9 protein-coding genes are annotated in these 13,646 nt (G+C 74.5%); 4 read left to right on the top strand and 5 right to left on the bottom strand.

Features of this window, described 5'->3' with window-relative positions; translation table 11 throughout:
• Positions 1-24: 24 nt before the first annotated feature.
• Positions 25-1,152: an NADH:flavin oxidoreductase gene (locus ACIA8Q_RS14685; RefSeq protein WP_360214912.1), complete on the bottom strand. Its 1,128-nt coding sequence runs from the start codon at positions 1,150-1,152 to the stop codon at positions 25-27.
• Positions 1,153-1,479: 327 nt separating this feature from the next.
• On the opposite strand from ACIA8Q_RS14685, the gene ACIA8Q_RS14690 reads away from it, so the two are divergent.
• The gene (locus ACIA8Q_RS14690) at positions 1,480-2,073 is read left to right on the top strand and encodes a hypothetical protein (protein WP_360214915.1); all 594 of its coding nucleotides are present in this window, start codon (positions 1,480-1,482) and stop codon (positions 2,071-2,073) included.
• Positions 2,074-2,162: 89 nt separating this feature from the next.
• Here ACIA8Q_RS14690 and ACIA8Q_RS14695 read toward each other — a convergent pair whose 3' ends face one another.
• Positions 2,163-3,824 (bottom strand): purple acid phosphatase family protein, encoded by a 1,662-nt coding sequence (locus tag ACIA8Q_RS14695; protein WP_396317246.1) that lies wholly within the window; start codon positions 3,822-3,824, stop codon positions 2,163-2,165.
• A 578-nt stretch (positions 3,825-4,402) separates the two neighbouring features.
• On the opposite strand from ACIA8Q_RS14695, the gene ACIA8Q_RS14700 reads away from it, so the two are divergent.
• Both ACIA8Q_RS14700 and ACIA8Q_RS14705 read left to right on the top strand, forming a co-directional pair.
• On the top strand, positions 4,403-4,843 hold the full coding sequence (locus ACIA8Q_RS14700; RefSeq protein ID WP_360214921.1) for a hypothetical protein: 441 nt from the start codon (positions 4,403-4,405) through the stop codon (positions 4,841-4,843).
• A 305-nt stretch (positions 4,844-5,148) separates the two neighbouring features.
• Positions 5,149-5,784, top strand: a complete 636-nt coding sequence (locus tag ACIA8Q_RS14705; protein WP_360214924.1) for a transglycosylase family protein — start codon at positions 5,149-5,151, stop codon at positions 5,782-5,784.
• 89 nt (positions 5,785-5,873) lie between these two features.
• On the opposite strand, the gene ACIA8Q_RS14710 is transcribed toward ACIA8Q_RS14705, so the two are convergent.
• From ACIA8Q_RS14710 to ACIA8Q_RS14720, 3 genes are all read right to left on the bottom strand, one after another.
• Positions 5,874-7,685 carry an amino acid transporter gene (locus ACIA8Q_RS14710; RefSeq protein WP_360217925.1) on the bottom strand — a complete coding sequence of 604 codons (1,812 nt, stop codon included), beginning with the start codon at positions 7,683-7,685 and terminating at the stop codon, positions 5,874-5,876.
• Between the two features lie 521 nt (positions 7,686-8,206).
• On the bottom strand, positions 8,207-9,838 hold the full coding sequence (locus ACIA8Q_RS14715) for a multicopper oxidase family protein (protein WP_360217825.1): 1,632 nt from the start codon (positions 9,836-9,838) through the stop codon (positions 8,207-8,209).
• Between the two features lie 87 nt (positions 9,839-9,925).
• The gene (locus tag ACIA8Q_RS14720) at positions 9,926-10,414 is read right to left on the bottom strand and encodes a hypothetical protein (RefSeq protein WP_360217828.1); all 489 of its coding nucleotides are present in this window, start codon (positions 10,412-10,414) and stop codon (positions 9,926-9,928) included.
• Between the two features lie 284 nt (positions 10,415-10,698).
• On the opposite strand from ACIA8Q_RS14720, the gene ACIA8Q_RS14725 reads away from it, so the two are divergent.
• Positions 10,699-13,101, top strand: coding sequence for a collagenase (locus ACIA8Q_RS14725; RefSeq protein ID WP_360217831.1), 2,403 nt, complete (start codon positions 10,699-10,701; stop codon positions 13,099-13,101).
• Positions 13,102-13,646 lie beyond the last annotated feature (545 nt).

The raw sequence follows: 13,646 nt of genomic DNA on the forward strand, positions 1-13,646 counted from the left end.
CCGGGGCCGGGCTGACGACCGGCGTCAGCTGAGCGTCCGCACCGCCGCCGCGTCGTACGGCTTCAGCTCGGAGAACCGGTCGCCGAGGACCTTCGCCGCCCACTCCGGGTCCTGGAGCAGCGCACGGCCGACCGCGACCAGGTCGAACTCGTCGCGCTCCATGCGGTCCAGCAGGTTGTCGAGGCCCTGGACCGGCGCGCCCTCGCCGGCGAACGCGTGGATGAAGTCGCCGTCGAGGCCGACGGAGCCGACGGTGATCGTGGGCCGGCCGGTGAGCTTCCTGGTCCAGCCCGCCAGGTTGAGGTCCGAGCCCTCGAACTCCGGCACCCAGTAGCGGCGGGTCGAGGCGTGGAAGGCGTCGACGCCGGCCGCGGCGAGCGGGGCCAGGATCGACTCCAGCTCCTCCGGGGTCTCGGCGAGCCGCGCGTCGTACGCCTCCTGCTTCCACTGCGAGTAGCGGAAGATCACCGGGAAGTCGGCCGAGACCCGCTCCCGGACCGCGGCCACGATCTCCGCCGCGAACTTCGTGCGGGCCACCGGGTCCCCGCCGTAGGCGTCGGTGCGGCGGTTCGTCCCCGCCCACAGGAACTGGTCGACGAGGTAGCCGTGGGCGCCGTGCAGCTCGACGCCGTCGAAGCCGATCCGCTCGGCCGCCGCGGCGGACTCGGCGAAGGCGCCGACGACCTCGTCCAGGTCGCTCCGGGTCATCGCCCGGCCGGCGCCCTCGGTGCCGTCGAGGCGCAGGCCGGAGGGGCCGACGGCGGGGGCGTCGGCGTAGGGCGGCTCTCCCTGGTTGCGCACCATGCCGATGTGCCACAGCTGCGGCACGATCGTGCCGCCCGCCGCGTGCACGGACTCGGCGACCTTCGCCCACCCCGCCAGCTGCTCCTCGCCGTGGAACCGGGGCACCCGGTCGCTCTGCCCGGCGGACTCGTGGCCGACGTAGGTGCCCTCGGTGACGATCAGGCCCACGCCCGCGGCCGCACGGCGGGCGTAGTACGACTCCACGTCCGCGCCGGGGACGCCGCCCGGGGAGAACATGCGCGTCATCGGCGCCATCACGATGCGGTTGGGGACGGTCAGGCCGTTCAGGGTGACCGGACGGGAGAGGATCTCGGCCGCGCGGGAGGCGGCGGACGCGGTGACGGTCATGGGTGTTCCTCGCGGGTAGCGGACGTTATGTGCACGTGCATGGAATACGTGCGGTTCCAACCGCCACGGCGTCCGGCGCATTTCGCGCACCGGGCGATCCGCGGTGTGATCCGCGGCACTCCCCCGCGGGCCGCCGCCGCCCGTCAGGCGTCACGGCACCGCGGCGCGCTGCCGGGCGGCGCCACCCGCCTCGACCGGCGCCCGAGGCGGCCGTGAGCACGCCGCGCTAGAACCGTCGGCGGGCCGCAACTCCCGTTGCCCGCCCGGTACCGCACGCCCCGTCGTTCCCGTGCCACCCCCTCGTCCGGCCTCGACCCTGGGAGAGACATGCCCGCCGCACACACCCGCCCCGTCCGTCTGGTGCTCGCCGCACTGGCGGCCCTCGTCCTGCTGCTCTCCGGCGCGGTCGCCGCCACCCCGGCGCAGGCCACCACCAGCAGCCTCGACGGCGCCTGGGCCTGCGACGTCCCGGCCGGGTACGTCTACGACCAGGTGTCGATGAACCGCTCCTGCAGCGGCGGCGGCAGCTGGAACTCGCCGCAGTTCCACCTGCGGACCCCCGTCGACGGCCTGACGGCCTGCAAGAGCGCGCCCGGCTTCGTCTACGACGCCATCACCTGGGGCAGTGCCTGCAGCCAGATCTCCGGCGTGACGTCCAACCAGTACCACCTGCGCAAGCCCTACGACGGTCTCACCGCCTGCATGGGCACGCCGGAGTTCACCTACGACTACCTCACCTGGGGCACCGCCTGCAGCCTCACCCAGGGCGTCCAGTCGAACGCCTTCCACCTCCGCAAGCCGGTCAGCGGCCTCTGGGCCTGTGACGTCCCCAGCGGCTTCACGTACAGCCAGACCACCCAGAACTACGACTGCAGCACCTACCGGGGCGCCACCTCCACCAAGTTCCTCCTGCTCGGCTGACCACCGCGCGCCGAAGGGCGGGAGCGGGAGGTCGGCCGGTCCGACGTCCCGCTCCCGCCCTCGGCGTGACACCCCGGGTCGGACACGCCCTAACGGCCGGCGGCCGCCTCCGCCCGTGCGTCGGTGGCGCCGTCCTCGTCGTGGCGGTGCCGGCCGTCGCTGCGGTCGCGCCGGAGGGTGAAGCGGTCGAAGAGCACCGGCACGGGGAACGGGTCGGCGACGGTCGCGGGCGCCGAGTGGTAGTAGCTGACGGTGATGGTGGTCCGGCCGCCCGGCAGGGTGCCCGGGTCGACGTCGAACACCGCGACGCCGTGGGGGAAGGCGGTGTCCGGGTCGATGACCGCGGACCAGTGCGCCTTCTCCTTCGCGTCCGGGTCGGCCTTGAAGGTGAGGCGCTGGGTGCGGACCGAGGCCTGCCGCACGCCGTCGGGGTCGGTGGGCAGGTAGACGTCGTCGTGCCCGGCGGTGCCGCCCCCGCCGAGGATCAGGTGGACGGTGCCCTTGGAGGTGTCGATCAGGCGCGTGTCGTCGTCGGCGACGGCCGGGGTGAGCAGGCCGCCGGGCTCGGTGCCGCGGACCGGGTGGGTGCGCTCGTAGTCGTGGTCGTGACCGGCCAGCACGAGGTCGACGGAGTAGCGGTCGAGCACCGGCAGCAGGTGCTCGCGGATGCCCATGTCGCCGCCGTGGCTGGCGGCCGAGGAGGACATCGCGAACTGGTGCAGGTTGACGACGATCCAGTCCACCTCGCGGCCGCGCCGGGCGCGTGCCAGGACCCGCTCCAGCCAGCGGAGTTGGGCGCCCTCGCTGTAGCCGCTGATGTAGATGGACAGCCCGGTGGCCGGGTCGATGCTGGCGTCGTCCTCGACCGCGATCTCGTTGCCGTCGAGGCTGACGAAGAGCACCGCGCCGATCTGGAAGCTGTACCAGGTGCCGCAGTGGTCGCGGGTGCCGTTGTCGGGGAGCTCGAAGCGGGTCAGGTAGGAGGCGTAGCCGAGGTCCCCGCCGCCGGCCTCGACCTCGTGGTTGCCGGGCGCGGGCATCCACGGGCGGTTCGCGGCGGAGGTGGACAGGTTGTTCATGAACGCGTTCCAGCACTGCGGCTGGAGGTCCGTGTTGTTGTTGGCGTAGGCGAGGTCGCCGTTGAGGAGGTGGAACAGCGGCGCGAACCGCTCCACCTGGCGGACGGCCGCGGCGCCGTGGATCGAGGACTTCTTGAACACGCCGTCGCCGGTGCCCAGGTCCCCGAAGCTGGTGAAGCGGAAGGCGGCCCGGCCGCGGGCGGGGGCGGTGCGGAAGGTGCCGCGCACCGGGTCGGAGCCGTCGTGCAGCACCTCGTAGACGTAGGTGGTGTCGGGCCGCAGGCCGTCCAGACGGGCGTGGTGGGTGTAGGTCTCGACCTTGTTGAGCCCGTCCACGTAGGTCCGCGTCTCGGCGTCGACGCTGTGGCCGGCGCCGCCGCGCGGGGTGCCGATCCGGACCCGGGGCCGGCGCACGCTGCCGGCGGTCGCCCAGGAGACCGTCATCTCGCGGGAGGGCTCCTCGCCCCACTGCAGGTGGATCTGTTCGGGGCCGGGGGTGCCGGCGATCGCCGGCCGGGTCCACAGCAGGGTGGACGCGGGCAGCGCGGCGAGGGCGCCGGCCGCCGTACCGGTGCGCAGGACCGTCCGGCGCGAGGGGCGTGCCGGGGGCGCGGGGTGCGCCGGGTGCGCCGGGTGCGCCGGGTACGTGGGGTGCTCCGAAGGGTGTGCCACTGCCGCCTCCTGGGCTCGGGGAAACGCCCAGGAGAGTCCCAGCCGGACGGGAACCGGCGCGCCACTTCGGACGGTGCGGCCGGCGAACGGCAGTTGAACGCTCGGCCGCGGTCCCGCCCGGACCGCGGCCGCACCGGGCCACGGGCCCCCGGCACGGGCCCGCGCCCTGGCACCCCACAGGGGAGGTGGAAGCTGGCGCCGGGGTCCAGGGGGTCTTGCAGGGTGCCGGTCGTGCACCACGCGTGCGGCTGTCGCCCAACCGCCTCTCGGCCCCTCGGTAAGGAGTGCCCCGGCGGCACCCTTCGCGGCGTCGCGGCCGAGCCTGCCAGATGCCCCGAGCTGCGACAAGACGTCGGCCGTACCCCCTACTCCACGTCCGCCGCCCGCCACTGCGGGTGCTCGTGCCCACCCGCCCGGGGCTGACGGATCGTTTCCGGTCAGCTTCGGCGATCTTTCGGTCCGGACCTGCCGCCGACCGATCGTCCGCCGCTAGGGTGCGGCGCAGCCCCGCCCTCCTCTGCTCCTCCCTCCCCGCGCCGTCCCGACGGCCGGCTGACGACGATCGGAACGGTGTCGCCGTGACCAGGATCCTGCGCCGACTGATGACCCGCTTCGGAAGGGCCGCCGCGGTGGTCGCCGTGCTGGCGGCCGCCCTCACCGGCACGACGGCCGGCACCGCCTCCGCGGCCGGCGGCTGGAGCTGCTCCGGGGCGCCCGTCCCGGCCGGCTACGTGATCACCATGTACAACGCGAGCGGCTGCAACAACCACGGCTCGTGGTACCAGCAGCCCGCGCAGAACCGCCTCTGGACCTGTTCGGGCTCCCCGATCGTCTCCGGCTACGTGCTGACCAACTACAACCCCCAGGGGTGCAGCGGCGTCGGCGCCTGGTTCCAGGAGCTGGTCCGCAACGGCGTCTGGACCTGCCCCTACTCGCCGATCCCGGCGGGCTACCGCAGCACCAGCTACGACGCCGGCGGCTGCAACGGCCTGGGCGCCTGGCTCACCATCAAGGCCTGACCCCGCGGAACGGCCCGGGCCGGGGTGCCGGCCCGGGCTCGGGGCGCCGGTCCTCCGGGAGGCTCGCCAGGCCCCTCCCCGCTCCGTCCGCCGCGCCGTTCCCGCCCGGATCCCGAACGGATCCCGCGCGGATCCCGAACGGCCGGTACGGCCGGATGGCCGCGGGCCGGCGGGGTGGTCCGGCGCGGCCGGGCGGGTGACCTGCCGGACGTGTCGGCGGCGGCCCGCCCCACTCGGCGTGCGTCGGTTGGGAGTGCGCCGCCTCCGGGCGGTGCAGGCCCTGTTCCCGAACCTGAGAGCCGCCCATGCCTGCCACCGCGTGTCTCCGACGTCTCCTCCCCGCCGCCCTGTGCGCCGTCGCCGTCGCCGTCGCCGCCCCCACGGCCCAGGCCGCGCCACCGGGCCGCGCCACCGGATCCGACCCCGGCGGGAGGCACGGCGGCAGGTACGACTGGGAGAGCGTGGCGGCCTGCGAGAGCAGCGGCGACTGGCACGTCAACACCGGCAACGGCTACTTCGGCGGCCTCCAGTTCGACGCCCCCACCTGGCGGGAGTACGGCGGCCTCGCCTACGCCCCGCGCGCCGACCTCGCCAGCCGCGAGGAGCAGATCGCGGTGGCCCAGCACCTCGCCGCGAAGCGCGGCCTCTCGCCCTGGCCGGTGTGCGGCGCCCGCGCCACCCGCGACCACGGGCGCGCGCACGACGAGGCCCTCCCCCTGCCGGCCGCACCGGCCGCCGCGGCCCCGGCCACCGCCCCGACCACCACCCCGACCGCCGGGGCCGGCACCTGGACGGTCCGCGAGGACGACACCCTGGCCGACCTCGCCGACGCCCTGCGCGTGCCCGGCGGCTGGCCCGCCCTCTACGCGCTCAACCGCGCCGCCGTCGGCGGGGACCCGGACCTCATCCAGCCCGGACTCCTGCTGCGCCTGCCCTCCTAGGGAGCCGTGAACGCCGTCGGCCCGCCCGGTCCGCTGTGGACCGGGCGGGCCGACGGCGTTGCCGCGGGTGCAGGGGCCGGACGGGCGCCCTACCCGACGTGGACGCGGGGGCGGCGGGAGCGGTCCGGCTCGGCCTCGCGCAGGACCTCACGGGTGACGGGCGCGACCTCGCCCTGACCGAACAGGAAGAACCGCAGGAACTGGGCGAAGGGGTTGCCCTCGGTCCACTCGAAGTAGAGGTGCGGCTGCTGGCCGGTGCGGTCGCGGACGGTGAGGGCGAGGGCGGCGATCGCGTTGGGGATGCTGGAGCTCTCCAGCGTCAGCACCCGGTAGCGGCCGTGCAGCACCTCGCCGCGCACGGTCAGCGCGGCCTCGAAGTCGGAGGCGTCCCGGACGGTGACCTCGACGAAGACCAGGTCGTCCTCACCGGGGATGTCGTTGTCGGCGCGGATCTGGCGGATCTTGTCGCGGTACTCGGCGACGTCGCGGTGGGTGGGCTCGTTGGCGATCAGCCGCAGCGGGCGGTGCGCGTAGTCCCTGACGAAGCGTTCCGCCACCTCGTCCAGGGCCACGTCGGTGACCCGCAGCTCGAAGGCCCGCCGGAGCCTGGACAGCAGCGAGACCAGGATGATGCCGGCGATGAAGCAGGCGCCGATCTTCAGACCGTCGGGGCGCTCGGTCACGTTCAGCACCGTGGTGTAGAGGAAGATCACCGCGATGATCGCGAAGGCGGTGGTCCAGCCGCGCTGGCGCGCCTTGTACGCGGCGATGGTGACCGCGATCGCGGCCGAGCTGATCAGCACCAGCACACCGGTCGCGTAGGCGCCGCCCTGGGCGTCCACGTCGGCGTGGAAGATCCAGGTGACCAGGAAGCCGATCAGGGTCAGCACGATCACCATCGGCCGCACCGCGCGCGCCCAGTGCGGCGCCATGCCGTAGCGCGGCAGGTAGCGGGGCAGCAGGTTGAGCATGCCGGCCATCGCGGAGGCGCCGGCGAACCAGAGGATGGCGATGGTGGAGAGGTCGTAGACGCTGCCGAAGGCCCCGCCGAGGTATTGGTGCGCCAGGTAGGCCAGCGCGCGGCCGTTGGCGTCGCCGCCCGGCTTGAACTGGTCGGCCGGGATCAGCAGCGTGGTGATGAAGCTGGTGGCGATCAGGAAGCAGCTCATGATCACGGCGGCGGTGGTGAGCAGCTTGCGGGTGCCGCGGATCCGGCCGGTGGGCTTCTCCTCGGTGTCGTCCGGGTCGCCCTCGATGTGCGGCATCACGGCGACACCGGTCTCGAAGCCGGACAGGCCCAGCGCGAGCTTCGGGAACACCACCAGCGCGACGCCGACCATGAGGACCGGGTTGCCGTGCTGGGCGGTCAGCGCGTCGGTCCAGTCGGTGACGACGTGCGGGGCCTCGACGACCTTCCAGAGGCCGACGGCCACCACGACCACGTTGAGCACCAGGTAGATCCCGACCAGGACGACGGCCAGGCCGATCGCCTCGCCGAAGCCCTTGAGGAAGACCGCTCCGAGCATCGCGACCAGGACCAGCGTGATCAGCACCTGCTTGCCGCCCAGGACGCCGGTCAGGTGCGGGTTCTCCACCAGGTGCGCGCTCGCGTCGGCGGCCGACAGCGTGATGGTGATCAGGAAGTCCGTCGCCGCGAAACCCAGCAGTGCGAGGACGAACAGCTTGCCCTTCCAGAACGAGAGCAGCCGCTCCAGCATCGCGATCGAACCCTCGCCGCGCGGGCTCTCCTGGGCGACCCGGCGGTAGACCGGCAACGCTCCCAGCAGGGTGACGACCACCAGCACGATCGTCGCGATCGGCGACAGCACACCCGCGGCCAGGGCGGCGATGCCCGGCTGGTAGCCGAGCGTCGAGAAGTAGTCCAGGCCGGTCAGGCACATCACCCGCCACCAGCGCTCGCCCTTGTGGGCGCCGGAGTCCCCCGACTCCGCCCCACCGTGCCCGGAGCCCTCGGCGGCCTCGGCGGCGGAGGGCTTCTCCGCGGACACGTCCTCCAGCAGCCAGTTGCGCAACCGTATTCGCGCCGACGACGGATCCGCCGTCGCCGTGTCCGTCGACCCCGACGAAGCCACCTTGCACCTCTTGTTTAAAGACCCCGTAAAAGCGCCGTCGGGCGACGGCAGTGCGCCAGGCTATGCGACGGGCGTCAAGGAATCGTCATCGGCCCGCGTTAAGAAAGCGTCATTGCTCCGCAGGTCGCGGCGGGTGGCACGGCGGGGGCGCGGGGGTGCCGCCGGAGCCCGGCACCGGGCGGGACTCCCACGGCACCGCGGCGGGACTCCTGCGGGGGGGGCGAACGGCGAGAGCGGGACCCGGGCGAAAGGGCGCCGGGGCGGGCCCCCGCCGAGCAGGCGCCGGAGCGGGACGGACGGACGGACGGCCCCGCCCCGGCACCCGCCGGTCAGGCCCGGTACCCCAGGACGGTCATCATGCCCGCCTCCGCGTGGTACACGTTGTGGCAGTGCACCATCCACAGACCCGGGTTGTCGGCGTCGAAGTCGACCGCCAGCGTCTCGCCCGGCAGCACCACCGCGGTGTCCTTGCGGGGCCCGTCACCGGCCAGCGCGAAGCTGTGCCCGTGCAGGTGGACGGGGTGCCACATGCCCGTGGTGTTGCGGAACTCCAGCCGGACCCGCTCCCCCGCCGCCACCGGATGGCGCTGCGACGGCTCGTACCGGCGTCCGTTGAACGCCCAATCGGCCTTCGCCATACCGCCGGTGAGGTCCAGTCGCACCGTGCGGTCCGGCGCCCTGGCCGGCAGCCGCACCGCCGGATCGGCCTTGAGCCGCGCCGCGGTGACCAGCCGCCCGTCCAGCTCGACCGGGCGCACCGAGGCGTCCGGGGCCGTGCCGCCACCGGTGCGCAGCAGGGCGAGCGCGGTGGCACCCTTGCCCTCGGCGAGCGCGGTGAGCGGGAAGACGCCGTCCTTGACGGTGACCAGGACGTCGTAGCGCTCGCCCATGCCGAGCAGCAGCGCCTGGGTGGTGGTCTGCTCCACGGGGAAGCCGTCGGTGTGGGTGACCGTCAGCTCGTGGCCGCCGAGGGCGACCCGGTAGGCGGTGTCGCCGCCCGCGTTGACCAGCCGGATCCGCACCCGGTCGCCGGGCTTGGCGGTGAAGGTCTCGGGTGCGGCCGCCAGGCGGCCGTTGACCAGGTGGAAGGGGTGGGCGACGTCGCCGGCGTCGCCGCCGAGCAGGGCGCTGCGGGCGCCCATCAGCATCCGGGAGGGACCGGTGGCGCCGGCCGTGCCGGACATCCCCGGCATGTCGTGGCCGCCCGCCGCGTGGTCCGTCCCGCCCGCGCCTGCGGCGAGTTCGGCCAGGACGGCGTCCGGGGTGCTGCCGTCGACGCCGTCCAGCCAGTCGTCCAGGACGACGACCCACTCCCGGTCGTAGCGCAGCGGCTCCCTCGGGTCCTCGACGATCAGCGGCGCGTACAGGCCGCGCTCCTGCTGCACCCCGGAGTGCGGGTGGAACCAGTGGGTGCCCGGGTGGCCGAGCGCGAAGCGGTGCTCGGCGGCGGCGCCGGGCCGGACGGCCTCCCGGGTGAGGCCCGGCACGCCGTCCATGTCGTTGCGCAGCGCGAGACCGTGCCAGTGCAACGAGGTCGGCTGCGGAAGGTGGTTGGCGAGGGTGACGGCGAGGGTCTCGCCGGCGGTGGCGCGGATCTCCCGGCCGGGCAGCCGGTCGCCGTAGGCCCAGCTCCTGACGGTCCGGCCGCCGAGGTCGAGCGTCGTCTCGGTGGCGGTGAGGGCGACCCTGCGCTCGGGTCCGGGCCGGCGCGCGGCCTCGGCGGCGGCGACCTCGGGGCCGTCGGGGGTGACGAAGCCGCCGGGGGCGGTGGTCGTGGCGGTGGCGGCCGGGGCGTTCGGGTCGCTCGCGCCGGGCGGGACGGGCGTGCCGTTCGGGCCGGAGTGGCCCATGGCGGAGTGGTCCATGCCTCCCGTGCCGCCGGAGGAGCAGGCGGTGAGCAGGCCGGTGCCGGCGGCGGCGAGCGCCGCGCCGAGCAGGGTACGACGGGTGGGTGTGCGCATGACGGAGTGCACCTCGTGCGGTGGTGTGGGTGAGTCGGACGACGCGTCGGCCGTTCCGCGCGCGGGCACGGGACGGCCGGCGCGCGCCTACTGACGCAGCACCGACAGCCGGGCGAGGAGGATCCGCCCGCCCCCGGGCGGGGGCAGCGCGCGGACGGCCGCCAGCAGCCGGGCCCGGACGGCGGCCGCGGCGTCGCGGTCGCGGTGCGGCAGCGGGCCGGCGGCGAGGAGCAGCAGCGTCCAGGCCACGAGGACGGCGAGGCAGACGGACATCGGGTCGGTACCGGCCGCCGCGGGGTGGGCGGTGGCGGAGCCGGCCGGCCGTCCGGCGGTCGGCGGGTGCGGCGCGGCGGGCTCGCCGGGCTGCGCGGCCGTCGCCCGGTGCGGCGCGGCGGCGGCCGCGTGCCCCGGGGCGCCCGTGCCGTTGCCACCGGGACCGTGCCCGCCCGCGGGGTGGCCGAGGGTGTGCATGGTGACGAGGCCGAGCAGCAGGGCGGCGAGGAGCAGCAGCCGCAGTGCCCGGGGCGCCGGGGGCAGGGCGAGCCGGGCCGGCCCGAGGGGTCGCGACCGCGCCATCCTCCGCCTCCCGACCGTCCGTGCCTCCGACCGAGGCCGCCCACGTACCCCCGCAGGGTATCCCGAAGGCTACCCGGAGCCGGGCCGTCCACCCGATCCGGGGTCAACTTCGTTCACCCTCTTGGCAGGTGCAATTTCACATTGCTATGTTACGCAGCACCCCAAGGGCACCGACGACCCCACCGTCCGCCCCGGCCCCACCCCACCCCCCGGCAGTCCCGGGCCGGAAACCCACGGCACTGCCGCCTCGCACCGCCCTGCCACTTCCCCCACCAGGAGTACCGGTGTCAACCTCCCGTGTCGCCAAGCGGGTCCTGCTCGCCGCCACCATGGCCGCCACCCTCACGCTGCCCACCCTGCAGACCGCCCAGGCGCTCACCCCGGCCGCCACGACGGCCACCGCCCCCACCTCCGGCGCCACCGCGTCCACCGCCGGAAGCCCCGTCGGCGCCGACCAGCGCACCGCCTACGACGACGCCGACCACCTCGGCAGCGCCGCCGCCCGACCCGGCTCCGCCGCCCCGGCCCCCGGCGGCGGCTCGCTCGGCGGCTCCCCCGTCCCCGGCCTGCTGCCCGACCGCGTCGGCGCCCCCGCACCCACCGCCGCCCCGGCCTCCCCCGCCACCGCCACCGCCGCACCCACCACCCGCGCCGGCGTGCCCTGCACCGTCGACGGACTGACCGGCCTCGGCGCCGACCAGCTGGTCGCCTTCCTCACCGACCCGGCCGTCACCGCCGACGGCTGCCTGCGCGGCATCATCTGGACCTGGGACGCCCGCTTCACCACCACCATGGACAACGCCCACGTCCAGGCCGTCGCCCACCGGATCACCCAGCTGTCCGCCACCGACGACGGCAGCAACGCCTCGCACCTCTACGAGCTGTGGACGTACCTGCACGCCACCGTCTACCACGGCTTCAGCCACCACGAACTGAACGTCACCGACCCCGGCACGCTCGCGGCCCTCCAGGAGGCCGTCACCGCCTACACCGGCAGCGCGCACGCCTTCGACCGCACCGACCTCGCCGCCGACATCCTGCGCGAGGCCACCATCACCGCCGGCGCCGACGGGCTGCGCCAGCACAACCTCGGCCTCGCCCGTCGCCTGCTCGGAGTCCTCGCCCCCGGCACCACGGTCGCCGACAGCTCCGCGTGGGGCAACGCCGTCCTCCAGGCCCTCAACATGAACTACCTCGGCGTCGCCAACCAGGACCCGGCCTACCTCGCCGCCGTCACCGCCGACGGCGACTTCCGCGCCGCGATCCGCGCCTACGCCGGCTGGGGCCACCTCAAGGGCACCGCCAACGCCTGGGCGGCCCGCGACGCGATGGGCGAGTACGGCCGCCTCGGCCAGGTCGCGGCCCTGCACGACGGCGTGGTCGCCGAACTCGGCGCCCTGCTCACCACCACCAAGGCCACCTTCGGCGAGTGGTCCGACCCGTGGGCCAAGCTCATCGGCTGGGCCAACACCTACGGCGTCTGCCAGCAGTTCGGCGTCTGCGTCGCCGACCTCGAGAAGCGTCTCTTCCCCAACACCTACACCTACGACAACGGCGCCATCGAGGTCCGCACCGCCCTCGACAAGGCCACCGTCGACCAGATGTACTACGCCAGCAAGCAGGTCAAGAGCCAGTTCCTGCGCGTCCTCGGCACCGACCAGCCGCTCGCCGGCGACGTCAACAGCACCCTGCACATCCAGCTCTACGCCTCCCGCGCCGACTACGAGGTCTACCACCCGATCCTCACCGGCTACAGCACCAACAACGGCGGCATCTACATCGAGCGCGGCGCCACCTTCTACACCTACCAGCGGCGCGTCCCGCAGGACTCCACCCTCACCCTCGAGGAACTCTTCCGCCACGAGTACGTGCACTACCTCAACGGCCGCTGGGCGGTGCCGGGTTACTTCGGTGACACCCGCTGGTACGCCGGTGACCGGACCACCGCGATGGACGAGGGCACCGCCGAGTTCTTCGACGGATCCACCCGCGACCAGGGCATCCGGGTCCGCAAGTCGCTGGTCGCCAAGCTCGCCTCCGACGAGGCCTCCGGCATCCCCCGGATGACCATCGCCCAGATCCTGCACGCCGGTTACGACGACACCCCGGCGTTCCACTTCTACAACTACGCCGGCACCTTCTTCGAGTTCCTCTGGACCGCCCACCCCTCGCTGCTCCGCGAGATGTACGACCACCAGCGCGCCGACGACCCGGCCGGCTTCGACGCCTGGCGCGAGCGCCTCGGCGCCGACGCCGCCTTGAACCGCGAGTACTCCGCCTTCCTCGACGCGCAGATCAAGGACGTCGACCACCTGTACGTGCCGTCCACCTCCTTCACCGCCAACGGCTCGCTCGACCTCGCCTGGGCCTCCGAGGTCCGGACGGCCTTCGCCGCGGCCACCCAGAACACCCCGGACTGCAAGGACAACGGCGACTGGGCCAACAAGCCGATGCGCTTCGTCTGCACCGGCCGCATCACCGCCAACCTCACCGACGCCACCGACCCGGACAAGGTCTTCAAGGACATGTCCGACACCGTCGACTACTTCGTCCTCGCCCGCACCAGGGACGTCGCCGGCGCCGACAACCTCAACGACATGAACTGCACCTTCGGCAAGGTCGACGTCTGGCCCACCGGCCGGGCCGGCACCGCCGACTACACCTGCGAGGGCCCGCTGCGCCGGTAGGCCCTCCCCTCGACCCGGCCCGGTGCGGACCGTGTGGGATCCGCACCGGGCCGACCGGGCCGCCGCACGGCCACACCGCCCGCCGGCGCCGGGCGGGCCGCGCGGCCCCCGAAGGCCGGGCGGCGGGCCCTGCACCCGCCGCCCGGCCGCCACCGCGACCGCGGCCCGAATCCGCCGGCCGGATCCGTCCGCCCGTCATCGCGGCCGGCTGCCGGAATCGCGGGATATCCCGCCCCGACCGCCGGCGCGGGGATTCCGGGGAACCGGGCCGTCACACACCGGCAGAGGCGAGGAGGAATTCCCGTCCGCGGAAATCCGCCGCCAGGCCGCGGCCGTGACCCCTGCAGCCCCCGGCCCCGGCCACCGGCGGCCGGGCGGGCCCGATGGTCGACGCCTCGGCCCGCCCCCACCCGGCCGGACGGGGGTCCGGCACCCGTGGCTGGTCCCGCGCCTGCACGGCCGTCCCGACCCGCACCCCCGAGCGGACCCCGACGATCGACCCCTAGGGGCGTAGACACGGGGTGGGGCGGGAATGGCTGGATCGT

Origin of the sequence: Kitasatospora sp. NPDC051705, from assembly GCF_044453265.1 — a bacterium.
Classification (GTDB): domain Bacteria; phylum Actinomycetota; class Actinomycetes; order Streptomycetales; family Streptomycetaceae; genus Kitasatospora.